General features: G+C 31.6%; 20 protein-coding genes. 10 read left to right on the forward strand and 10 right to left on the reverse strand.

All coding sequences use genetic code 11. The features are described 5' to 3' along the window. Positions 1 to 36 precede the first annotated feature (36 nt). Genes G6N05_RS12560 through G6N05_RS12605 form a run of 10 tightly spaced genes read left to right on the forward strand, consistent with a single transcriptional unit; the run spans position 37 to position 10,109 of the window. A complete protein-coding gene (locus G6N05_RS12560; RefSeq protein ID WP_166129939.1) occupies positions 37 to 567 on the forward strand; it encodes an NADH-quinone oxidoreductase subunit NuoE family protein in 531 nt (176 codons plus the stop codon). Positions 568 to 571: 4 nt separating this feature from the next. Next, on the forward strand, positions 572 to 1,936 hold the full coding sequence (gene nuoF, locus G6N05_RS12565; protein ID WP_166129941.1) for an NADH-quinone oxidoreductase subunit NuoF: 1,365 nt from the start codon (positions 572 to 574) through the stop codon (positions 1,934 to 1,936). A gap of 44 nt (positions 1,937 to 1,980) precedes the next feature. Beyond that, positions 1,981 to 3,000, forward strand: a complete 1,020-nt coding sequence (locus tag G6N05_RS12570; protein ID WP_166129943.1) for a 2Fe-2S iron-sulfur cluster-binding protein — start codon at positions 1,981 to 1,983, stop codon at positions 2,998 to 3,000. Next, a complete protein-coding gene (nuoH, locus tag G6N05_RS12575; RefSeq protein WP_166129945.1) occupies positions 3,000 to 4,031 on the forward strand; it encodes an NADH-quinone oxidoreductase subunit NuoH in 1,032 nt (343 codons plus the stop codon). The genes G6N05_RS12570 and nuoH overlap by 1 nt, the downstream gene beginning before the upstream one ends. A 7-nt stretch (positions 4,032 to 4,038) precedes the next feature. Then, positions 4,039 to 4,584, forward strand: a complete 546-nt coding sequence (locus tag G6N05_RS12580; RefSeq protein WP_166129949.1) for a NuoI/complex I 23 kDa subunit family protein — start codon at positions 4,039 to 4,041, stop codon at positions 4,582 to 4,584. 2 nt (positions 4,585 to 4,586) lie between these two features. After that, complete coding sequence (locus G6N05_RS12585) at positions 4,587 to 5,090, forward strand: NADH-quinone oxidoreductase subunit J family protein (RefSeq protein ID WP_166129952.1); 504 nt, start codon at positions 4,587 to 4,589, stop codon at positions 5,088 to 5,090. Beyond that, entirely contained in the window at positions 5,090 to 5,410 is a 321-nt protein-coding gene (nuoK, locus tag G6N05_RS12590; RefSeq protein ID WP_091310402.1) for an NADH-quinone oxidoreductase subunit NuoK, read from the forward strand. Before G6N05_RS12585 ends, nuoK begins: the two co-directional genes overlap by 1 nt. Positions 5,411 to 5,417: 7 nt before the next feature. Continuing rightward, a complete protein-coding gene (gene nuoL / locus G6N05_RS12595; protein WP_166129955.1) occupies positions 5,418 to 7,298 on the forward strand; it encodes an NADH-quinone oxidoreductase subunit L in 1,881 nt (626 codons plus the stop codon). After that, complete coding sequence (locus G6N05_RS12600) at positions 7,298 to 8,728, forward strand: complex I subunit 4 family protein (protein WP_166129958.1); 1,431 nt, start codon at positions 7,298 to 7,300, stop codon at positions 8,726 to 8,728. The genes nuoL and G6N05_RS12600 overlap by 1 nt, the downstream gene beginning before the upstream one ends. A gap of 13 nt (positions 8,729 to 8,741) precedes the next feature. Further along, the gene (locus G6N05_RS12605) at positions 8,742 to 10,109 is read left to right on the forward strand and encodes an NADH-quinone oxidoreductase subunit N (protein WP_166129961.1); all 1,368 of its coding nucleotides are present in this window, start codon (positions 8,742 to 8,744) and stop codon (positions 10,107 to 10,109) included. Positions 10,110 to 10,742: 633 nt separating this feature from the next. Here G6N05_RS12605 and G6N05_RS12610 read toward each other — a convergent pair. The 10 genes from G6N05_RS12610 to G6N05_RS12655 form a co-directional block, all read right to left on the reverse strand. Further along, a complete protein-coding gene (locus G6N05_RS12610; protein WP_166129964.1) occupies positions 10,743 to 13,412 on the reverse strand; it encodes a T9SS type A sorting domain-containing protein in 2,670 nt (889 codons plus the stop codon). Positions 13,413 to 13,609: 197 nt separating this feature from the next. Further along, the gene (locus tag G6N05_RS12615; RefSeq protein ID WP_166129967.1) at positions 13,610 to 18,448 is read right to left on the reverse strand and encodes a choice-of-anchor D domain-containing protein; all 4,839 of its coding nucleotides are present in this window, start codon (positions 18,446 to 18,448) and stop codon (positions 13,610 to 13,612) included. A gap of 381 nt (positions 18,449 to 18,829) precedes the next feature. Beyond that, a complete protein-coding gene (locus G6N05_RS12620; RefSeq protein ID WP_166129970.1) occupies positions 18,830 to 19,978 on the reverse strand; it encodes a beta-ketoacyl synthase N-terminal-like domain-containing protein in 1,149 nt (382 codons plus the stop codon). Further along, on the reverse strand, positions 19,972 to 21,249 hold the full coding sequence (gene bioA / locus G6N05_RS12625; protein WP_166129973.1) for an adenosylmethionine--8-amino-7-oxononanoate transaminase: 1,278 nt from the start codon (positions 21,247 to 21,249) through the stop codon (positions 19,972 to 19,974). Before bioA ends, G6N05_RS12620 begins: the two co-directional genes overlap by 7 nt. Positions 21,250 to 21,452: 203 nt before the next feature. After that, a complete protein-coding gene (locus tag G6N05_RS12630) occupies positions 21,453 to 22,382 on the reverse strand; it encodes a hypothetical protein (RefSeq protein ID WP_166129976.1) in 930 nt (309 codons plus the stop codon). Between the two features lie 2 nt (positions 22,383 to 22,384). After that, positions 22,385 to 23,005, reverse strand: a complete 621-nt coding sequence (gene bioD / locus G6N05_RS12635; RefSeq protein ID WP_166129980.1) for a dethiobiotin synthase — start codon at positions 23,003 to 23,005, stop codon at positions 22,385 to 22,387. A gap of 89 nt (positions 23,006 to 23,094) precedes the next feature. Continuing rightward, entirely contained in the window at positions 23,095 to 23,502 is a 408-nt protein-coding gene (locus G6N05_RS12640; RefSeq protein ID WP_166129983.1) for a putative signal transducing protein, read from the reverse strand. Positions 23,503 to 23,570: 68 nt separating this feature from the next. After that, a complete protein-coding gene (locus tag G6N05_RS12645; protein ID WP_166129986.1) occupies positions 23,571 to 24,185 on the reverse strand; it encodes a hypothetical protein in 615 nt (204 codons plus the stop codon). After that, positions 24,175 to 24,678, reverse strand: coding sequence for an RNA polymerase sigma factor (locus G6N05_RS12650; protein ID WP_166129989.1), 504 nt, complete (start codon positions 24,676 to 24,678; stop codon positions 24,175 to 24,177). Before G6N05_RS12650 ends, G6N05_RS12645 begins: the two co-directional genes overlap by 11 nt. Positions 24,679 to 24,683: 5 nt before the next feature. Further along, the gene (locus G6N05_RS12655) at positions 24,684 to 25,556 is read right to left on the reverse strand and encodes a TraB/GumN family protein (protein WP_166129991.1); all 873 of its coding nucleotides are present in this window, start codon (positions 25,554 to 25,556) and stop codon (positions 24,684 to 24,686) included. Positions 25,557 to 25,589: the final 33 nt, after the last annotated feature.

Genomic DNA, 25,589 nt, shown 5'->3' on the forward strand with positions numbered 1-25,589 from the left:
TTAAAATCTTAAAATTCAAAATTTAAAATAAGACAAATGGAAATATCAAATATCAAACAAGAGATAAACATAACTGAAGCGTTAATGACTCGTATTAACGAATTAATCAGTCATTATCCTGCAGATAAAAAGAAATCGGCATTAATCCCAGTTTTGCATGAAGTACAAGATGCTCATGACAACTGGTTAAGTGTAGAATTACAACAAAAAGTGGCTGAAATATTGGAAATTCTTCCAATTGAAGTGTACGAAGTGGTAACTTTCTATACGATGTTTAACACAAAACCTGTAGCTAAATATATGTTCGAATTTTGTAGAACTTCATGTTGTGCTACTCGTGGTGTAGAAGATTTAATGGATTACGCTTGTTCAAAACTTGGCGTGAAAGAAGGAGAAATTACTTCAGACGGCTTGTTTCAAGTAGTTGGTGTAGAATGTTTAGGCGCTTGTGGATATGCTCCAATGTTGCAATTAGGCGATTTTTATCACGAAAAACTATCAAAGGAATCCTTCGATAATTTGATTGAAGATTGCAAAGCAGAAAAAATAACTTTACACGATAAATAATATCATGGGAAAGAAAATATTATTAGACAAAATAAATATTCCAGGAATTAAAACCTATGAAGTATACCGCGGAAATGGCGGTTATAAATCAGTGGAAAAAGCATTAACCATGCAACCAGACGATATTACGGAAGAAGTAAAAGCTTCAGGACTTCGTGGTCGTGGTGGTGCCGGTTTCCCAGTAGGAATGAAATGGAGTTTTATCGATAAAAAATCAGGAAAACCTCGTCACTTAGTTTGTAATGCAGACGAATCTGAACCTGGTACTTTCAAAGACCGTTTCTTAATGGAATATATTCCTCACCTTTTAATCGAAGGAATGATTACTTCAAGTTTCGCACTTGGCGCTAATCTTTCTTACATCTATATTAGAGGGGAATATATGTGGGTTTACAAAATTTTAGAAAAAGCCATCAAAGAAGCTTATGCTGCGGGTTGGTTAGGAAAAAATATTAAAGGTTCTGGTTTCGATTTAGATTTATATGTTCACGTTGGTGCGGGAGCTTATATTTGTGGAGAAGAAACAGCTTTAATTGAATCTTTAGAAGGAAAAAGAGGAAATCCTCGTATCAAACCACCGTTTCCTGCAATATCAGGATTATGGGCAAACCCAACTGTAGTAAATAATGTTGAATCAATTGCTGCTGTGCCTTGGATTGTAATGAATTCTGGTGCCGAATATGCAAAAATTGGTTTAGAACGTTCTACGGGTACTAAATTAATTTCTGCTTCTGGACATATTAAAAATCCAGGTGTATACGAAATTGAAATGGGAATTACTGTAGAAGAATTTATGAATTCTGACGAATACTGTGGCGGTATGATTGACGACAGACCTTTAAAGGCTTTGGTTCCTGGAGGTTCTTCTGTGCCAATTTTACCAGCACATTTAATATATAAAACTGCTGCTGGAACTGACAGATTAATGACTTACGAGTCTTTATCTGACGGAGGTTTCGCAACTGGTTCGATGTTAGGTTCTGGAGGTTTCATCGTATATAATGATACTACTTGTATTGTTAGAAATACTTGGAATTTTTCTCGTTTCTACCACCATGAAAGTTGTGGACAATGTACACCATGTCGTGAAGGAACAGGTTGGTTAGAAAAAATCTTGTGGAGAATTGAAAACGGTCAAGGTCGTGAAGAAGATATCGATTTATTATGGAATATTCAATCTAAAATTGAAGGAAACACGATTTGCCCATTAGGTGATGCTGCTTCTTGGCCAGTAGCTGCTGCTATTCGTCACTTCAGAGAAGAATTTGAATACCATGTAAGATTCCCAGAAAAAATTAAAGATAGAAACCATTTTGTGAACGAACCATTTGAAAAAGTACGTCACTTAATTGGAAAACAAACTGTTTAATAAAAATTCAAAAATGATTCCACTAGGAATCAAACATTTATAACATGAAAGTAACCATAGACGGACAAAGCGTTGAAGTAGAACCGGGAACAACGATCCTGCAAGCTGCGCGTATGATTGGAGGCGATTTAGTGCCACCAGCCATGTGTTATTATTCTAAATTAAAAGGAAGCGGTGGAAAATGTCGTTGCTGTTTAGTCGAAGTGGCTAAAGGTAGCGAAGCCGATCCAAGACCAATGCCAAAATTAATGGCATCTTGTGTAACAGGATGTATGGACGGTATGGAAGTGAATAGTAAAAATTCGGACAGAGTAACTGAAGCAAGAAAATCAGTAACGGAATTCTTATTAATCAACCACCCTTTAGATTGTCCCGTTTGTGACCAAGCCGGAGAATGTAATTTACAAGATTTAAGTTTCGAACACGGAAAATCAGAAACACGTTTCATTGAAGAAAAAAGAACTTTTGAACCAGAAAACATTGGCGATAAAATTCAATTACATATGAACCGTTGTATTTTATGTCAACGTTGTACAACTTTAGCTGACCAATTAACAGATAAAAGAGTTCATGGTGTTTTAAACCGTGGAGATCATGCACAAATTTCAACTTGTGTTTCTGCTGCAATTGACAATGAATTTTCTGGAAATATGATTGATGTTTGTCCTGTTGGAGCTTTAACTGATAAAACATTCCGTTTTAAAAGTAGAGTTTGGTTTAACAAACCTTTCAATGCACACAGAGAATGTACAACATGTTGTGGAAAAACTACAGTTTGGATGTTCGGAAACGAAATTCAAAGAGTTACAGGTAGAAAAGACCAATATGGTGAAGTAGAGGAATTCATTTGTAATACGTGTCGTTTCGATAAAAAAGAAGTGTCAGATTGGACAATCGAAGGTCCGAAAGTATTCAATAAAGATTCAGTTATCAACCAAAATAATTACACACGTCCTTTGGAAAAAGTAATTATCGATACAGAGAAAAACATATTATTAGGTCGTGATGAAGATCGTATAAAAATTAGTATGTCAGGTGTTCCATTAAAAAATACTCAAAAATAATGGATAGTGCATTTATCATAGAAAAAAGTGTTGTAATTGTTGCCGTTTTTGCATTAACCATGTTTATGGCGATGTATTCAACTTGGGCAGAACGTAAAGTTGCCGCATTTTTACAAGACCGTGTTGGACCAAACCGTGCAGGTTGGGGTGGATTATTACAACCACTTGCCGATGGAGCCAAATTATTTACAAAAGAAGAATTTTTCCCAAACACACCTAATAGATTTCTATTTATTTTAGGACCAGCTATCGCCATGAGTACCGCATTAATTACGAGTGCTGTAATTCCATGGGGAGATAAAATTCATGTTTTCGGAAGAGATGTAGTGCTTCAAGCAACAGATATTGATGTTTCAATTTTGTATGTTTTTGGAGTTTTATCAATCGGAGTTTACGGAATTATGATTGGTGCTTGGGCTTCTAACAACAAATATTCCTTAATGTCTGCGGTTCGTGCTTCTTCTCAAATGATTTCTTATGAAGTGGCGATGGGATTAGCAATCATTTCTATCTTAATGATGTCTGGTTCTTTATCTTTAAAAGCCATTACAGAAATGCAAACAACTGGTGGTTGGAATGTGATTTATCAACCAGTTGCTTTCCTTATTTTCTTAATTTGTTCGTTTGCAGAAACCAACAGAACGCCATTCGATTTAGCAGAATGTGAATCAGAGTTAATTGGTGGATATCATACCGAATATTCTTCAATGAAAATGGGATTCTATTTATTTGCTGAATATGCGAATATGTTTATTTCAGCAACAATCATTTCAGTTATATTCTTTGGTGGGTACCACTTCCCTTTTATGGCAGAATGTAAAGAAGCGATTGGAATGAATTTAACAGCACTAATTGGTTTCTTAGCTTTATTTGCAAAAATATGTTTCTTCATCTTTTTCTACATGTGGGTAAGATGGACGATTCCACGTTTCAGATACGATCAATTAATGCATTTAGGTTGGAAAATATTAATTCCGTTAGCTGTTATCAATATTATTGTAACGGGAATTGTAATGGTTATATTTAATTAGTAAGAAAATGTCAGTACAACAAATATCATTATCAGGAAGAAAAATTGAAGTTTCCAACAAGGAAATGACATTTTTAGAACGAATTTACGTTTGGACAATTCTGAAAGGTTTATGGACTACTTTAAAACATTTGTTTAGAAGAAAAGTGACCATAAAATACCCGGAAGAAGTACGTGAAATGAGTCCAGTAGCACGTTTACAACACATGTTAATGCGTGACGATCAAGGCAGAGAAAGATGTACCGCTTGCGGATTATGTGCTTTATCTTGTCCGGCTGAAGCCATTACAATGAAAGCTGCTGAAAGAAAACCAGAAGAAAAAAACTTATATAGAGAAGAAAAATACGCAGAGATTTATGAAATAAATATGTTGCGTTGTATTTTCTGTGGTTTATGTGAAGAAGCTTGTCCAAAAGAAGCCATTTACTTAACAACTTCTAAAAAAATTGTAAAATCGGGTTACGAAAGAGAAGATTTTATCTACGGAAAAGACAAATTGGTTATGCCTTTAGACATGGCTATTAAAAACACCCAATCTAATACAGTAAATTAATCATGTTAGAAATAGTTTTTTATATATTATCAGCCATTACATTAGGAACTGCTTTCTTAACAGTTTTTAGTAAAAACGCTATTCATAGTGCGATTTATTTAGTGATTTGCTTCTTTTCGTTAGCAGGTCATTACTTAATGTTCAACGCACAATTTTTAGCCATCGTTCATATTATTGTTTATGCTGGAGCCATTATGGTATTGTTATTATTTACCTTAATGTTAATGAATCTAGACCATGAAGATGAAACTTCAAAACCATTATTGGCAAAATTCGCAGCTGTTTTTTCTGCTGGAATTTTAGGTTTAGTTTTAATTGCTGCTTTACGTAAAGCACAACCAGAAAATATTGAATATGTTAATTCTGGAGTAGATTATCAATCAATTAAAGTTTTAGGAAAAGTGTTATTAAACGAATACCAAGTTCCTTTCGAATTTGCCTCTATCCTACTTTTAGTTTCTATGATTGGTGCCGTTTTAATTTCTAAAAAAGAAGAAAAAATATAATTATGAACATATTAGAACACGTTGGTATTGAAAACTACCTTACACTTTCAGCATTGCTATTTTGTATTGGTGCGTTTGGTCTTTTATACAGAAGAAATGCCATAATCATGTTTATGTCTATTGAAATTATGCTAAATGCCGTAAACTTACTTTTAGTTGCTTTTTCTTCTTATCATGAAGATCCATCTGGGCAAGTATTTGTATTTTTTACTATGGCTGTTGCCGCAGCTGAAGTAGCTGTTGGTTTAGCTATATTAGTTTCGGTATTTAGAAATATTGGAAATATTGACATCGATAATTTAAAAAATCTAAAAGGATAATTCTGAAATGAATACTACTATATTACTCTTATTATTTGCACCACTTGTTGGTTTTTTAACTACGCTTTTCTTAGGAAAAAAGTTAGGAAAAACCGTTTCGGGTGTGATTGGAACTTTAGCCGTTGCACTTTCATTTGTTGCAACTCTAACATTATTTTTCAGCATTAACGCTGACGGAAAAGCAATTACTTTTCATTTAGCAGATTGGTTTTCAATTGGAAATATCAAAATTAATTTTTCTTTCTTATTCGATCAATTATCTGTTTTATGGTTGTTGTTTGTAACAGGAATTGGATCTTTAATTCACATCTACTCTATCAGCTATATGCATGAAGATGAAAATATGCACAAATTTTTCTCTTATTTAAATTTGTTCGTATTCTTCATGATCACTTTAGTGGCTGGAAGTAACCTTTTAATTATGTTCATTGGTTGGGAAGGCGTTGGATTATGTTCTTACTTACTAATCGGATTTTGGTATAAAAACCAAGATTATAATGATGCGGCTAAAAAAGCCTTCATCATGAACCGTATTGGAGATTTAGGTTTCTTAATTGGAATTTTCATCTTAGGACATTTATTCGGTACTTTAGAATTCTTAGAAATAAAAGCTTTATTAGGAAAAGATGTAATCACTCCTAGCCTATTATCCATCGCAGCTTTATGTTTATTCATTGGAGCTTGTGGTAAATCGGCTCAATTACCTTTGGCGACTTGGTTACCAGACGCGATGGCTGGACCAACACCTGTTTCTGCCTTAATTCACGCAGCAACAATGGTAACAGCTGGTATCTTTATGATTACTAGAATGAATTTCTTATTCGACTTAACTCCAGATGTTCAAAATGTAATTGCTATTGTTGGTGCTATCACAGCAATTGTTGCAGCATCAATTGGTTTGGTTCAAAACGATATTAAAAAAGTATTAGCTTATTCTACAGTTTCGCAATTAGGATTAATGTTTTTAGCCTTAGGTTTAGGAGCTTATGAAGTTGCTGTATTCCACGTAATTACGCACGCTTTCTTTAAAGCTTGTTTGTTCTTAGGTTCAGGTTCTGTAATTCATGCATTACACGGAGAACAAGACATGAGAAATATGGGTGGTTTAAGAAAAGTAATGCCAATTACTTTCTGGACAATGATGATTTCAACGTTAGCAATTTCAGGAATTTTTCCTTTCTCAGGATTCTGGTCTAAAGACGAAATTTTAATGACAGCTTTCCACGGAAATATTCCATTATGGATTATCGGTTCGATTGCTTCTATTATGACAGCATTTTATATGTTCCGATTGATGTATTTAACTTTCTTCAACGACTTTAGAGGAACGGAAGAACAAAAACATCATTTACATGAAAGTCCAGCTTTAATCACTATTCCTTTAGTAATTCTAGCAACATTAGCTGCAATTGGTGGAGCTATTAGCTTACCAGGAAACAGTTGGTTAAATCATTATTTAGCTCCTTTATTCAAAAAGCATGAAGCACATCATTTAGATGGTCAAGCTTATATGTTAATGGCTATCGCTACAGTTGGAGCTTTAGTTGGAATCGGTATCGCATATTCTAAATATTTAAAGAAAAAAGAAATTCCAGTAGCAGATTCAGAAATAAAAGGTTTACACAAAGTTTTATCGAACAAATATTATTTAGATGAAATTTATATGGCAACAATTGTGAAACCTATCTATATGATTTCAAGTTTTGCTAAAAAATATGTGGAGAAATTCATTTCAAAAGCAGTTATTGGTTTAGGTGGTGCTACTTATGCATTATCTATAAAAGGAAAGAAAATTCAAAATGGTAATATTGGTGTGTATTTATTCGCATTCATATTCGGAATGGTTGGGTTTTTAGTTTATGTATTTATAATTCGAGATTTAAAATAATGGATATTAGTATCGTTTTAATTGTATTATTAGTTGGCGCTTTAGTCACCTATTTATCTGGAAACAAGTTCGCTTCTAAAATAGCTTTAGTTTCAAGTATTGCTGCTTTCGGAGCAACAGTATTGGCTTTAAATGCTTATCAAGCTGGCGAAAATTTAGATGTGAATTTACCTTGGATTTCTCAACTAAACATAAACTTCGCCTTACATGTTGATGGTTTATCTTTAGTGATGTTATTATTAACAACAGGTTTGTTACCACTAATTATCTTATCTGGATTTATCACAAAATTTGAAAATTCAAAATCAATATATGCCTTAATGTTATTCATGGGATTTGCTATGGCAGGAACCTTCTTAGCATCAGACGGATTTTTATATTATATCTTTTGGGAAATTGCTTTAATTCCGATTTATTTCATCGCCTTAAATTGGGGTAACGGAGATTTAGAAGAACGTAAAAAAGCCATTTTAAAATTCTTCATTTACACATTTGCAGGTTCATTGTTTATGCTTTTAGCATTCATTTACTTGTACACAAAAGGTGGAAGTTTTGACATCAATAAATTATATGCATTACAATTAACTCATGTTGAAAAAACATATATTTTCTTCGCGTTCTTTTTAGCGTATGCGATTAAAATCCCATTAATTCCTTTTCATACTTGGCAAGCGAATACGTATAGCAAAGCACCAGCAGTTGGTACGATGTTATTATCTGGAATTATGTTGAAAATGGGATTATACAGTGTATTAAGATGGCAATTACCATTGTCTGATAGTGCTGCTAAAGAATATATGCCAATTATTTTGGCGTTATCAATTGCTGGAATTATTTACGGTGCGATTGTAACTTTAAAACAAAAAGACATTAAGAAATTCTTAGCGTATTCTTCTTTATCACACGTTGGATTAATTGCTGCAGGTTTATATTCTTTAACTATTGAAGGATTTCAAGGTGCGGTTTTACAAATGCTTTCTCACGGTATTGTAATTGTTGGATTATTCTATGTGGTAGAATTAATTTACAGCAGATACAACACATATGAAATCAAACAAATGGGTGGCATCAGAATTCAAGATACGTATTTTGCTTCTTTATTTATGATTATCATGTTGGCTTCAGTAGCTTTACCAACAACTTTCAACTTTATTGGTGAATTCAATTTACTATATAGTTTATTCAAAGTGAACATTTGGTATGCAGTAATTGCAGGAACAACAATTATTTTAGGAGCGTTTTATATGTTAAGAATGTTTCAAAAAGTAATGTTAGGTTCTGAAACAAAAACGTTTCATAAAATATCAAAACAAGAGAGTATTGTTTTAGTAATTGTAGTAGGTTTAACTATTTTCTTCGGATTATTTCCACAACCAATTATCGATTTAATTACGCCAAGTTTACAATCAATTTTAACACAAATTAAATAATAATCATCATAAAATGACTACATTAATTGCTATAATAGGAATCGGAATATTTTGTTTATTAGCAGAAATAATGAATCTAAAAAAGATTATTATTCCTGTGTCAATTGTGTCTTTGATGGCATTATTTGGTTTAAACATTACTGGTCAATTACCTGAAATTACAGGCTACGAATCTATGATTGAGGTGAATAAATTCTCAGTTGCATTTTCAAGTTTATTTATATTATTAACGGCACTTTTAATTTTAATGAGTGCACCGAGTTACGCTAAAAGTTCAAAATTATCTGACTTCATTTCTATAAAAGTATTTATGCTTTCTGGAGCTGTGGCTATGGTAAGTTTCAGTAATATGGCGATGTTCTTTTTAGGTATCGAAGTTTTATCTATTGGATTATACGTATTAGCGGGAAGCGACAGATTAAACATTAAAAGTAACGAAGCCGGAATGAAATATTTCCTAATGGGTTCATTTGCATCAGGAATTTTATTATTCGGAATTACGATGTTATATGGTGCTACAGGAACTTTTGATGTAGGAACTTTATACGAAGCGTCTATTTCTGCAAGTACAGAATTTTGGTTTTACATTGGTGTAATTTTAATTACTATTGGAATGTTGTTTAAAGTAGCAGCAACTCCAATGCACTTTTGGGCTCCAGATGTTTACGAAGGTGCGCCAACTCAAGTAACAGCTATCATGAGTACACTTGCAAAAGTGGCAGCTATGGCTTCTTTCTTTAAATTGATTACGATTTTAAACAGTCAAATGTTATACAGTTATACACAAGTAATTGTGGTTGTTGTTATTGCAACGATGTTATTTGGTAACGTAATGGCATTGCGTCAGAAAAAAGTAAAACGTGTGATTGCGTATTCTGGTATTTCTCATACTGGGTTTATGTTAATGACTTTATTAAATATCAACTCTGCAGAAAATAATTTACTTTTTTACGCAACTTCTTATGCGATTGCAGGTTTAGCAGCGTTTTCAGTAATTTTATTCGTAGTTAAAAACGAAGACAACGACTTTATTGATAACTTCAATGGTTTAGGTAAAAAACATCCATTAATGGCTTTCGTAATGACAATTGCTTTATTGTCTATGGCGGGTATTCCAATTTTAGCAGGTTTCTTTGCTAAGTTTTTCTTATTGAATCAAATTATTTCAAGTGGATTTATTGGTTTAGCAATTGTTGCGATTATCAACTCGATGATTGCGGTATTTTACTACTTCAAAATTGTAGTGGCGATGTACACAAAAGAACCAAATTACGGCAAAGTATATGCGAACCATTCTGAATATTATATTGTTGGAATTGTAGCAACGGTTTTATTAGTACTTATTGGTATCTTCCCAGATGCGATTATGAATTTGATTTAAGACCAAAATAATTTATATAGAAAATCCCAACTTTTAGAAATTAGAAGTTGGGATTTTTATTTTAAAGATTGTGTTGATAGGCACGCCGATTTGAAGGATTTGAAAGATTTACAATTTGGGATTTACGAATTACGATTGGATTATGAGATGCTTCGACAAGCTCAGCATGACAAGATTGTGGGTAAGTTGGAGTTAATAGGCACGCAGATTAAAAGGATTTGAAGGATTAACAATTTGGGATTTACGAATTACGATTGGATTATGAATTGCTTCGGCAAGTTCAGCATGACAAGATTGTGGGTAAGTTGGAGTTAATAGGCACGCAGATTAAAAGGATTTGAAGGATTTATTTGAGTTGAATTGGTGATGTGGATTGCGTGAGACCCTTTCAGGGTGGCAAACGATGTGTGTAATATTTTTACCGCAGATTCGCTAATTAAATCAAATTTGAAATCTGCGAATTTGCGGTTTATTTTGATAATAATCTCACCGAAAACTTGTCACCTTGAAAGGGTCTAACACAAACTATATAAAACCAAAAAAATCCCAACCTGTTGCCAAGTTGGGATTTAGATTTTAAGCATATGATAACTGAAAGACTATAGAACTTCTTTCAGATTGACTTTTACAAACCTACTTTTTTATAATTTGAATAGATTGACTACCATTTGCTGTTGTTAATTTCAGAAAATAATTTCCTGAAGTTAAGTTTTGGTTTAATTCAATTGGTAAATTATGATTCCCCGAAGCCATTTCTTTGTTTGTTGCAATAGTTTGTACCAATTTACCTTGAACATTGTATAATTCTATTGTAATATTTTCAGGATTAAGTAAAGTAAACTCAAAAGTGGCTGAAGTTTCAATCGGATTTGGATAAATTGAAAGTGCATTATTAGTTGAAGAAAAATCTAAAGTACCTAAAGTAGTATTAGTTAAACGAACTAAAGTAGAAAGTTGAGAAGACCCATCAAAAGAATTACCACCTAAAATTATTTTACCATCAGGTTGAAGTAGTATTTTAGAAAAACTTGATTCTACAAAATCCCAATCTGTATCAATACCTAAACTCACTACATTTACCTCACCGTTTATTCCAAAAGTAGTATCAATACTTCCATTTACATTATAACGACTTATAGAAAATTGTTCATTTTTCTTACCAGCCTTTAAAATTTTACCATCTGGTTGAACTGCCATTGCGTAGTTTGTTGTTCCAATAACATCGTTTGAAACACCATTTGTACCATGAGATAAATTTACATTACCATTCGTTAAGAATTTTACATTTTTATAAACTCCATTTATATTTACAAAAGAATAAACTGAATTGTCGTTTAAAATAAATACATTGTTTACAACATTATCTAATGGACCAGTAGAAAATTGCATAGAATTTTTCCCACTTGTTCCATAACTTGAGTCTAAAACACCATTTAAATTAAGCCTTAGAGAAATATATTTATTATTAGAACCATTAATTAATTGAGAAAAACCGACAACAACAATTTTTCCGTCATTTTGGAAAAGTATTCTTCTAGGAAACTCCATTATATTTAAATCGCTTTCAAATCTAGTAGTATATAGTCCATTATTAGCAAAACTATTTATTAAAATTCCATTGTTTGAAATTTTTAAAATCCCATATGATATTGAAAACGGGCTGTTTATTATTAAATCAACGGCTAAAAATAAATTACCTAATTCATCAATTTTAAAATCATTTATATATTGAAGAGCATAATTAGAATTGTTAGCAACTATTAAATCATTGATAGTTATTTTACCATCACTATCAAAAGTTACATCTGGTGTTCCATTACTATTAAATTTATAAATTTCAGTGTTTGTAGAAACATATATTTTATCAGAAAAAACATTAATATATGATTCCGTTAAGATATTATCAGATGACGACATATTTACAATTCCACTAACCCCAAAAGTAACATCAATGCTTCCATCAGGTAAATATTTGATTAATCTAACTAAATTCAAATAATGTATATATATTAATTTAAGATAACTCCCATCAGATAACACTTGAAAGTCTTTAAAATAATTTTCATTGTAAAGAAAATTAGTACTACTATTTACTGTTAATCCATTATTGGATATAAATCCATCAAATATTTTAAAATTGCCATTTGAAGTAGCTGATGTAGTGGTGCCTGTAAAAATTATACCACCTGAACTGTTAAAACGAAAAGAACTTGCCGTATCAATATCATTAGTAACTACAACAACTCCATTTGTTCCATAAGTTGTATCTGACTGGCCATTTGTTTGAAGCTTCATAAATTTAACATCACTATTTGAAGTACCGTTAAGTATCATTTTACCATCAGGCAGAACTTTAATCTTTGGTATTAAATGAACTGAAGTTGGTGTTATTCCTGTTGACATTGAAAGTAAATCAGTAAATGTTTTTTTTCCAGAACTTCCAAAACTTGTATCTAAGCTTATTCCATCAGCATCTAATTTCATACAACCAAATGTACCTGCAACTTGCCCAAATATTACTATTTTACCATCTGACAATATTTCAAATGATCTTGCTCTATCTATGGAACTTGTAGCATAATCTATTGTTTTTTTTCCTGTTCCGTTAAATGTAGTATCCAAAGAACCGTTTGTATTTAATCTTACAATGGCAAAATCATAATTAGCAATAAATGATTCTCCAACTACTACAATTTTACCGTCAGTTTGCATTTTATGAGAAAAAGCTTGTTCATTACTTGTTCCTAGAGCAATAGTTTGCATACCATCACTATCAAAAGTGGTATCAAAAGACCCATCAACATTTAACCTTGCAATAGCAAAATCGTTATTTGTACCGTTAGAAACATATCCAGAAACTACTATTTTACCGTCAGCTTGTGTAGAAATACATTTAATATTCATTGGAAAAGTCCCAAAATTAATTGTTTGGTTTCCAGAAGTATTAAACGAAGTATCAAAATTATTATTTGGTAAAATTCGATATATTTTGTTTTGACCAGCAGTTACTACTTTATCGTCTGCTTGAAAACATACAGTCTGTAAAGCAACAGAACCGACTTCTTTATTCATGAAAATTCCAGAAGTATTATATCCTGCAATTATACCTTTAATAACATTATTACGTCTTACATAACCTACTCGATATAAAATGTCATTTTGAATAACTTCATCATAAATTACTTGGGAAGAATTTACAGTATTTTGATATTCTGTTGAAACACCATTATAACCAAAAGTTGTATCTAAACTTTGAGCGGTTGTAAATATTGAAAATAAAAGGAAAAGTAATGTTTTTTTCATTTGGAGGAAAAGTTAAATTCCCTACAAAGAAATAAGAAAAACCACACATTTCCAAGTGCTTATAAAATAAATACCTGTTAAGTTTACTTTAAGTGGTAAATAAGTAAAAACAGCAACTTAATTGTACTAAAAATCCCAACCTGTTGCCAAGTTGGGATTAATTATATGAGTTATAAATCATCTTACTTATTTTATACTTATTTTATACTTATTTTTTTACTAAAACTTCCGTTAGTGGTTTCTATTTTTACAATGTAAACTCCTGTACTGTTTGCGTGCATTGGAATTTGAATGTTAGTTTGATTTTCGTTTCTAACATCCCAAGTATTTACTAATTGTCCAACTACATTATATAAATACACTTGGTTAACCGTTGCGTTTCTATCTTCATTGGTAATTTGTAATACTTCATTGGTGTTTACATATTTTGCATCTATCAATCCATTATCATTCACATCAACATCAGAATTTGTTTTGATTTGATTTGAAGCTACTGATGATGTGTTTTCTTTCGTAAAAGTTAAATAAAATCTATCATTATAAACTCCAGCATTTAACTTAACACTAAAAGGTTGAGATTTAATATTATGATATAAACCCGTTTGAGTATCAAAAATGTATATTCTTCTGTTCGCATCAAAATTTTCAATTCCATCCAGTACAATTTTTACAAGACCTGTTTGATTTACTTTTACACTTAAGGAATGTCTTTTACTTTCATTAAAATAACCAACACCTTGAATAATTAAGTTGGTGTTGTGTGTTCTAAAATACATGTCATTTGGTTGATCATCTAAAAGTACGCCATCAAAACCACGATCAATATTATCAGAAGCTCTTTCGTTCATAAATCCTAATAATATTTGTCTGTGGTAATTATTTGCAGAATTAAATCCTAAACGAATTTTAGCATATTCAGCTACGCTATAAGAATCATTAGCATTTTTAATCGCATTCGGATTTGCAGCTGTTGTATGGTTTGATTTAAACATTTCAAAAGAATTAGGATCATTTTCTTTTACAAATAGTCTTTGAGTATTATTAAAATTAATATTTCCACCAGTTGCACTTCCGAAAACGAAGAAACCTTGTCCTACAGGAATGAAACGTTGCGCAATTTTAGTATTTCCTCCTAACCCATTAATTCCGGGAGGTGCAATTGGTGGTGTTCCTCCAACTTTTGTGTACGCCGCATAACCACCTTGGTAACCTTGTAAAACATGTGTATTATTTAATGGTGAATGTTCCCAGTAATAAATGGTTCCTGTTGTGCTAGAATCTCCAGCAACAGAAGAAATATTATCATCAATAAATTTATCCGCATCAATAGCTGAAGCATAAGGATTTCCACTTAAATTTAAGTTATTCGCAGAAATTGGATTGGTGATTACGCCGTTAAAAGGTTTTCCAACGAAAGTATAATTTTGTTTTGGAGTTGCTGCTCCACTTCCTTTCAACGTAAATCCTTGCGATGGACTTAAAGCTCCCGTTTGTAAAACTTGAGACCAATTGGCATAAACACCAGAAACATTTTGAAATTTATAAATCCAGTATCCAGCAAGGCTAATTGGACTTGTTGGCGCACCATTATATCCACCAATCCAGTTAATTGACGTTGGACTTGCAGGATTTGTACCATCTCTTAAAACAGTTTCAACTGTATAATTATTGTTATTTGTACTACCGTTAATTGGTCCAACTGGAGAAGACCAATAGTTGTAATTGAAAACATTTGAAGATCCTTGTTGGTCTCTTTCAATCCAACCATCACTTGTTGGTTCTAAATCACTTTGAGTAGTTTGTACCAATTGAGAACGACCTACTAAATCAATTACTCCATCTAGTAATAAATACCAATCGTTTTGTAATTTATTATCATTTATCATATTAATAGTAGCACCTGGATTTAAAATCAATCCTAAATCTGTAGAGTTGGAAGTTTCAGTAATATTATGACTTACATTTACAATTGACCAATCGTAATCCATAATATCTAATCCTCTAATTTCTTTTGTTGGACTATTTACAGCAGTTGCAAAATCTCCAGTTCTTTCCGTTAAGAATGGCATTGGCGCTTGTTGTACATTAATCACTTTATGGTTGAAAATTTTTGTTCCTACCAAGTCAATTGCTGGAGTTGATAAATCGTCGATAATGTCATCTTTATACACGTCCATTCTATAGTATCTTACTAAATTAACAAAAGGCAAAGTTCCTACATCTTTTGGTACTATTTCACCTCTAACCTGAGTTGCGTTATTTCTAACTTCTTGATACACCATTCTTTGTAATTGAGCAACGGTTAATCCGATGTTAAACACACGAACCTCATCAATTTTCCCATTAAAATAAGAATTATTTGCGATTGGATTTTTTCCTAAAGTTAGTAAAGAAACATCTGCTGCAATGTTTCCCGCTAATGCTTGAGAAGCGACTTGTAATCCGTTTAAATATAATCTTACACTTCCACCAGAATAAATGGCTGCCACATAATACCATTGATTGGTATTTAAAGCCGTATTGAATGTAACTGTAGTTCCATTTACAGTAGCTTGTAATCTTCTGATGTTAGATATTTTTAATTGGAAATTATTTTGTCCAACTATGACTCCATCTGCATTATATCCGTTTGCTAAATTTATCCACGACATTAAAGTTGCAGAAGGCAAACCACCTAATATTGCAGTACTTTGAGCGTAATCGTTTCTACCATCAAATTCTAATAATAGTTTTCTGTTTAAATCTCTTGGCGAACCGAAATATGCTGTATTGGTATCAAAAGCATCAAGAATTCCATCTTTATCAATATCTGTGTTACCATCAATAATCCCGTTGCTGTTAGCATCTAAAGAAGCATAAAGTGTATTGGCAATATCAAAACTTCCGTTGCTTGTTACATCTAAATAATTCGGAGAACCGTCACCATCAGAATCTAAAACATAATTTAAAAATGGAGCAATCAGAGTTCCTTGATCTAAATTACCATATATATTTAAACCATAATCGTATAAATCTAAAATTCCATCTCCGAAGCCTTCAACAATTCCGTCCCCATTTGTGTCTTTGCTTCTAAAATTTTCTGTGTCTGCACCATCGCCTCTTCCATCTCCTGTAATATCTCCATCACCATTTACATATCCTGGAACTGCATTTGTATTTCCAGCACCAGATTCATCTACATCAAAAAGGGTATCATTATCAGAATCTAAATCCATATAATTTGCAGCACCATCACCATCAAAATCAGGCGCAGATAAAATTCCTTCAGCGCTATCATGTAAACCATTAGCATTAGCATCCATCCAAGCTACATCCATTCTTCCTTTTGCATTGCTTAAATTCCCTAAACCTACTTCAATAATATCTTCAATTCCGTCGTTATCAGAATCTAAATCGAAAACATCCGCCACACCATCTAAGTCAAGATCGCATAAAGCTTGCGTAATTAAAATATCATCTAAAGCTAAGTCGTTTCCTAAACCACCCGTTTCGTTATTGATAAAAGTTACATTAAAAGCATCCACGTTTAAGTTTAAACTTGCTGTAAACTGAACCCAATCTCCAGCTAAATTACCTGCAGTTGTTGGCGCAATATTACCCGTGCTAATTGAAGTTAAAAGGTTGTTGTTTATATCTCTAAATTCTACTCTTACGTTTGGACGAAGTCTGGTTGCGATTCCTGGAGCATCGGTTCTGTCAATATTTAACACCCAGAAACTATAAGTGATTGGAATATTAGGTAAAGCACCTGTGATTGAAGCGGTGTAAAAAATTCCTGGAGTATAGGAAGCATTGAAAATAGCCATTCTTCCGTTTGCATCACCCGTGTGATCTCTACCCATGTGCCAATATGTTGGTGCCCAAGATGCGATTTGACAACTTGAAGCTACCGCATATTCACCATCGTTTAAATCGATAGAACTTAAAGTTGGACAAGCGGCTGTATTTGGCGCACCTATTCCGTTTTCATAGCAATAAGTAGTAATAGCGTTATAAGTTGTATTAATTGTAGTTCTTGTTCCTGCGCCAAAACTTTCATTTAAAAATTTATAGTTTACTTTAGGACCGTTGGCGTTATTACAGTTTGTTTCTTCAATTGTATCTCGAATTCCATCATTATCATCATCGATATCTACATTATCAAAAATTCCATCACCATCACTATCAAAAAAAGTTTGAATACAAACTCCTTGTAAATTATAGTTGTATGGGTTTTCATTTGAATCATTATTTACAATTGAAATTGTAGCAGTTTTTGTTCCAATTGACGGTGGTGTAAATGTTACTACAAAAGAAGTATTTCCTCCTGGAGCAACAATTGCTGAAGGAGCAGTTGTAACTGAAAAATCACCAGGATTAGCTCCTGAAAATGTTATAAGACCTAAATTTAAATTTACATTACCAGTATTAAATACAAAATAAGTTCTAGTAACTCCTATTCCGACAGAAGTAGTACCGTAATCTGTAAAATCTATGATTGATGGCGTAACATCCCCATCAACAATAGAGTTTGCATTTCCTTGAACATCCATTTCTGGGGAAGAAACTGCATTTCCTCTTATTGCATATACATAAGTAAGAACCCCGCCATTATTTGTATATCTAACAGTAATAGTTGCATTTTTAAATCCGACTGGAGCTGCAGGAGTAAAACGAATTACCAAATCAGGAGAAAAAACAGTTCCACCTCCATTTAAAGTATTTCCAGGATTTGGTCCTGACACTATTGAAAATTGTGCTGCATTGACACCAGAGATTACCACAGAAGGATTTGAAAACGTTATTCTACGAGAAGCATTAGTTCCGCCAACACCATTATTTCGTAATACGAATGTATTATCTTGGGTAGCACCAATATTTACATTTCCAAAATCAGTAAAATCTAATAAACTTGGCGTAATATCACCATTTGCAATAATAGCACCATTTCCAGATATCACTAAATTTGCATTTTGAGAAAAACTTACTGAAGTAAGTAAAAAGAAAACTATTGTAGTTAATAGAAATCTTTTAAAAGGAGTATTTTTTTTAATCATATCCGGGGAAGATTTGAGGTTAAACTAAAGTCAATGCATTTTGTATTATTTTATTGTTAATAAACAGTTGTTTTTTGTTAAAATTTATTAAAATATATCTAATTATTTTGTTAAAAGTATGAATTATATTCTAACAAAAAAAGTATTTCATATTAAATATCTAAAATTTAGATGTTTTTTTTATGTTTTTAACAATAGATGTATTTTTTGTTAAGATTTTATATAATAAAAAAATAATAGGCCGAAACTATCGATATTTTGCTTTAGAAAATCGATGTAAAACACTTAATAATTTGATAAACTTAAAAAACAAAATTATTGTAAGAAATAGATTCACAACACAGAATCATTTCAAAAACAAGAAAAAAAAAGGAAAAAAAACTACAATTCTACTAAAACACTAACCGCATTACCGCCAAAACCAACGGCATTAACAAGTATTTTTTTTAGATTTTTAGAATTTGAATTTTCGTAAAAAGGTGAGGCTACAAAATGTTGATTTTGCAACATTAAAATAGCTAATTCAAGACTTAACAAACCAGAAGTGGCAAAAGTGTGCCCAACTTTCCATTTGTTTGAAGTTAACATAGGTAAGTTATTACCAAAAATAACTTTAATGGCTTCAAATTCTGTACTATCACCTTGAATTGTTCCAGGTGCGTGCATCACAACTGCATCAATATCCTCTAAATTATTAGAACCAATAGCCATTTTCATAGATTTTTGAAAACATTTTGCATCAGATGAAATAGAAGTGCTGCTTGATAAAACTTCTGTTGCATACCCAATCCCTGTAATTTTAGCAATCGCATTATCTGGAGAAAGTGATAAAGACAAACAAGCCGCTGCTTCACCTAAAACCATAGTATTGGCATTTTTAGAAAAATCTAAACTTCTATTAGCAAAAGAATTCTCTTCATTAGAATACACTTTTAAAGCAGATAATTGGCTTAATGTAAAAGGTGTTAAAGGCGCTTCACTTGCTCCAACTAAAAACTGATTAGACATTCCTGATAGCAACCAAGCAACTCCATTCAATAAAGCATGTAAACCTGTGGAACACGTTATAGAATGTGAAATTTCTGGACCATCCGTTTGTAAATCATGTGAAACCCAACTAGAAATATTTCCTAAAGTTGTGGCTGGAGAAGTAAACGTAGAAACGGTTCCTTCATTTATAAAATCAGAATGATGTTTTTCAAATAAAGTCGTAGCACCACGAGACGAGCCAAAATTAATACCGACATTTTTATCTGAAAAATGACTGTTTTCGAAACACTTTCTAGCCACCAAAATAGCCATAACCACCGATTTATCTAAATGTTTATATTTAGAATCAGAAGTTATTATTTCTTCCAGAAGTTGACATTCTTTTTCGGAAAATTTAGACACCCAATAGTGTTTCTGATTGGCAGCCATTTTTTGAAACAAAGAATTTTCATGCAAATAATTGTTCCAAATCTCAGCAGAAGTAGTTCCTAAAGCAGAAATGGAAGCAATTGAATTAATAAAAACCGGTTGTTTTAACATGGAATCTCGTTTAATGCTTGTTCGATGGTGGCGTAAATTTGTTGCAAACTTTCTTCGGAAATAATGTAAGAAGGTAAAATATAAATGATATTTCCCACTGGGCGCAAAATTACACCTTTCTCTATGAAAAAATTATAAAATTGATTGCGTAAATTACTGTAATAGTCTTGTTTTTCGGAAACTTGAACTTCTAAAGCGAAAATGACACCTAAAACTCGAGTTGTTTTTACTTTATGATGTTGTGCAATATGTTTTTCAAATTGAAGATGCGAAGCATTTATTTTATGAATACTTTCAAATATTTCTGGTTTTTTCAATAATGAAATACTTGCCAATGCCGCTGCACAACCTGTTGGATTCGCCGTAAAAGTATGTCCGTGAAATAAGGCGTGATTGACATTATCGCTTACAAAACCATCAAAAATTTCTTGAGTAAAAGTTGTAATAGCCATTGGAATAGTTCCACCAGTTAGTGCTTTACTCAAACACATCATATCCGGTTGGTTTTTCAAATAATTACAAGCGAACATTTTACCCGTTTTTCCGAAACCTGTCATTACTTCATCTGCGATGGTAAACACATTGTTTTCTTTACAAATTGAAATCAAAACATCTAATTCCGAAGCTTCATACATAACCATTCCAGCTGCTCCTAAAACCAAAGGTTCAAAAATAAAAGCCGCGACTTCATTCTCTGAAATTGCTTTTTGTAAAGCTGCTTTTGAAATGGCTTCATTCCCTTTTGTTGGAACCGGAATTCGGATTACATTTATTAATGCATCTTGAAAAGCTTCTGTAAATAAACCAATTCCACTTACTGCCATCGCTCCGAAAGTATCGCCGTGAAAAGCATCTTCAAAAGCAATAATGGTATTTTTCACTACACCTTTATTATAATGAAATTGAAAGGAAGCTTTTATCGCCACTTCGACCGCTGTCGAACCATTATCAGAATAGAAAAACTTTCTTTGATTGGAAGGTAAAATTTCGACTAATTTCTCCGCTAATTCTACCACAACATTATGTGTAAAACCACCAAATAAAACGTGTTCTAAAGTGGTCAGTTGTTTGTAAATCGCATCAGCAATAAATGTGTTACTATGTCCGAATGGATTCACCCACCATGAGGCAATCGCATCAATATATTGTTTCCCGTTTTCATCCCATAAAAATTCATCTTTACCTTTTACTATAGCTGGAAAATGTGAATTAATTTTATGTTGTGTATAGGGATGCCAGTTGTATAAACTATCTTTTTCTGAAAGTGTCATTTTGTTAGTGACTAGAGTTTGTAATTAGTCGTGAGTGCAAAGGTAAACAAACATTTTTATTTTGGCGTTCCCTTTTAGGTCGTGAGTTCCGTTATATCTTTTTTTTTGCCTTTCTTATTCCTTAGAAAAAAAAGGATGCCACTTCACCCACTAACGCAAACCCGTATTTAAAATTTTAAACAAATTAGAATCAACTTTTTTAATTATTTATTAATTTGATTGTTCTTGGATTTTAATTTCATTTTCTTTTCATACATGACATCGAGATACCTTTCAAACTCTTTAATCATATCCCTATTATGATATAAACTTGGCAAACCAATTTTTCTTCTATTTCTATTTACTTGAGCGGAGTCTTTAATTGCATGAGGTGATCTATAAGCTGCATAAATAGAATTTGTTGTGTCACGACGAACACCAAACACACTTTCTCTGTCTACAAATTCTGCATATACAATTGGTCTTATATAACCTTTCTTAACACATTTATATAATTCTTCTTTAAAATATTCAAACCTTTTTGTACTACTACCAATGTGAAGCGTAATAATTTTTATTGGGTAATCAGATCCACCTGCGTAACCAATTTTATCAATGGTTGGAAAATTATTACTCTTTATCAATTTTAATATTAAATCTTCATTCTTTCTATCATTTAAAAGCAATAATTTTTCATCAAAATTTTTTCTGTAATATTGATCTCTTTCGAATGCAACCTTAAAAGAATCAACTAAAACTTTATCTAAACTTTTTTCCCACTTATCAAATCTCCTCACAACTTCAAGACTATCAATACCATATTTTTTTAAAATACCATAACCATAGAAATATTCTCTATTTGGAGCCTCTAAATTTATTAATTTTCTTAATGTTTTTTTGCCACCAAAATTCATTTTGAATTTATCACAAAAGTCTATATAATGTTCTAATTCTCTTTTCCCGTATTGATTTCTAGGTTCAAATTCTTTAAAAACATTTTTATATATTTTAATGGCTTTAAGTGTGTCTTTTTCATACCTAAAAACACTATCCGCTTCATTTATTTTAGAATAATATTCTATATAGTTAACTTCTTTTGATTTACAGTTTATCAATAAAAAAACAAGTAGGATTAGATAAAATATTCTTTTCATAATTATTCTATTTTCAATAGGTTTTCTCTAAACAAATCGGCGTAATATTTAATTACATTTTGGTCAAAATACGGTTCGTTGTCAATTCTTCCAATCATTGGAACATTTGTTTTTTCGAGAATAATAATTTCTGTAGCTTTATTTTCATCTCCAGAAAAAATAATTCCTGCTACATCTAAATTTCTTGATTTTAATATTTCGATAGTCATTAACGTATGATTGATACTTCCCAAATAATGACGAGAAACCACAATGACTTTATAATCAGGTTGAATTAAATCGATGACGCAATCTGAATTATTTAAAGGAACATAAATTCCACCAGCGCCTTCAACTACTAAATGATTTTTAGTTGTTGGTTCGATAATTTTCTTTAATTCTATTGTAATTCCATCAATTTCAGCAGCTAAATTCGGACTTGCAGGCGTTTGCAACGCATAAGCGTTTTTATGGAATTTAGTAGTGGAATTTGAGACATACTTCTCCACTTTATTTGTGTCGGAATTATCTAAATCGCCAGCTTGAATCGGTTTCCAATAATCCGCTTCTAAAGCTTCTACAATAATTGATGAGGCGATAGTTTTGCCTACATCAGTTCCAATTCCTGTAATAAATAGTTTCATAAGTTTTATTTAACCGCAAAGTTCGCAAAGAATTTGCAAGGTTCGCAAAGAAAGTGTCTTAATGTTTTGTGAAAATTTGGATAATAAATTTAAAATTCAAAATTACAGCTTTCGCATTTATATTTTTGCTTCGAAAATAATGGCATTGATAGGGTGAGAAGTCCATAAACAAAAGCAAAAAAAGATTTCACATCTTTAATACTAGTTACCATTGTAATGGTAGTAGAGCCACAATTCGGACAAGATAACAATTCACCTTTATCATTAACAGAATATTCCGGAATAGCATCTAAAATTTGTTTGGCTTTCATGACATCTTCAGATTTTACAAATAACTTTACGCCACCAAGAGCATTACTTAATAAAGGATCGGTGTTAATTGTGTTTTCATTTTGCAAAAAAACTTTAATTCCTTCAGATTGTAGTTTAGCTTTGTATAAATACGCTTCAGATGCATATTGATAATTGGCAATTTTTATAAATTTAGAATTTTCCATGAACAAATTTATAAAATACTTGTCAGCTTAACATAAAAAAAGCCCATCATATTGACAGGCTAATTTATTTAATCTTCTTTTAATTCGTCGATTACTTTTCTAATTTCCTTTGCGTATTTTCCATAGAAGTATTGAACCCACCATTCCAAAGCTAAGCCCATAAATAATATAAAAATTGCAACAACAACAAACAACCCTATAAAGTGCGAATTATGTAAATTACTTAACACAATTTCTCCTGATTTCGACCATTGATAATATCCCGCACCAACAATAAATAAAACCATAAAGGGAGTTAAGGCAAAACCAAACGTTTTATACAATTCCATATTCAATCGGATGTCAAAATATGTTTCATATAAACTATCTTTTGTGTTTAGCGACACGTTGTTTAATCGTTTATAAAATAAATATAATTTTACTAAATAATAAATACTTACAGCTACAAACATGCTAAACAACAAATAAAAAGGCTTTACCATTGTTGAGGGGAAATCATTCATAACTGGTAAAAAACCAATTAACACAATAGAAATTATTTGATAGAAAAATTCATTCCTTAAATTTTTTCTAATTTTATCCAATGGCGTATTTGCCGATTGAATTTTTTCTAAATTTTCAGGAAGTTTGATATTTTCATTCGTATCATTATTCCATGCATTTTGCATATCATTAAAATCCATATCCTTGATTTTTAATTAATTCTTTTAATTTTTCTTTTGCTCTATTTAATTTTACTCGTGCATTCCCTTCAGAAATACCCAAGTTCTCGCCAATTTCTTTATGTGAAAACCCTTCTAATTGATAGAAAATTATGGCTTTGTCAATTTTTTCCAATTTTTGAACAGCTTTATAGAAATGTTCAATTTGTTTTTCTTTTACTTCTGAATCGTTTTCTTCTTCACGAATATTCGTAGAAGGCAATTCATAATTGTCTACCTTACGTTTTTCTTTTTTTAAAAAAACAATAGCTGTATTAATAGCCACCCGATACATCCAGGTTGAAAATTGACTTTCACCTTTAAATGAATCGTAAGCCTTCCATAATTGGCAAACAATTTCTTGAAACAAATCTTCTTGATCATCTATATTGTCCATGTACATTTTGGAAACTTTGTAAAGTATTCCTTTATGCTTTTCAATTCGAGATAAAAATTCTTGTTCTTTAACTTTCAAAACGCTTATTTTTCTATAGGTTTTACTGTATAACCAGCTTGTTTTAATAAATTTATCACACCATTATTACCTGGTAAATGTGCTGCACCTACTGCAAAGAAAACACTATGTTGCTGCATCATTTCTGGCATTTTTTTAATCCAATTTTTATTTCTACTATCTAACATTAAATTTTGAGCTTCAGCATCCATAAATTTATCATTAGTGGTCATTTCAAGAATATTAGACAATTCTTCATTTTTATAAAAACCATACAATTGCTCAAAATAACTAGAATCATACTCGCTAAATTGATTTATAAATTCTTCATTAGTAAAGGAACCTGAAAAAGTTCTAATTTGATCTTCAACGGTTTCTAACCCGTGAATAACCGTTTTTTTCCCTTTAGTCATCTTCAAAAATTCAATTTCATACATTTTAGGTGGGCAATTTAATTGTTTAAACATTATTGTACTCATAATACCAATTAAATTAAAGTTTTCAAATTGCTTAATATCTAATGCATACTTATTTTTTAACAAATTTTCTAATTTTACATATTCTTCTTTTGACAATGCTTGAGATAAAGGAACAGAAGACACTGCTAATTTTTGCATGTTTTGCAATTCTTTAGGATCATCGAAATCTAATTCTAAAGCTAATTCTTCCGATTTATTAAATGCTATAGTTACTTTTTCTTTTAAAACATAATCGTTTTCGCAAATCATATGGACTGTACCAAACAAATAAGATGGTTTTTCTAACCCATTACCAGTAATTTCCCAAAGCAAAGAATTTTCAATTTTATTTACTTCCGATTTTTTTGTAGTTTGAGCATTTCCAAAATTTGCAATTAACAATACTACAGCTAGTAAAGCTGATTTTACTATTTTTTTCATTTTTGATTGATTTTAAATTTGATGATTGAAACT

Source organism: Flavobacterium bernardetii, from assembly GCF_011305415.1.
In the GTDB taxonomy this organism is placed as follows: Bacteria; Bacteroidota; Bacteroidia; order Flavobacteriales; family Flavobacteriaceae; genus Flavobacterium; species Flavobacterium bernardetii.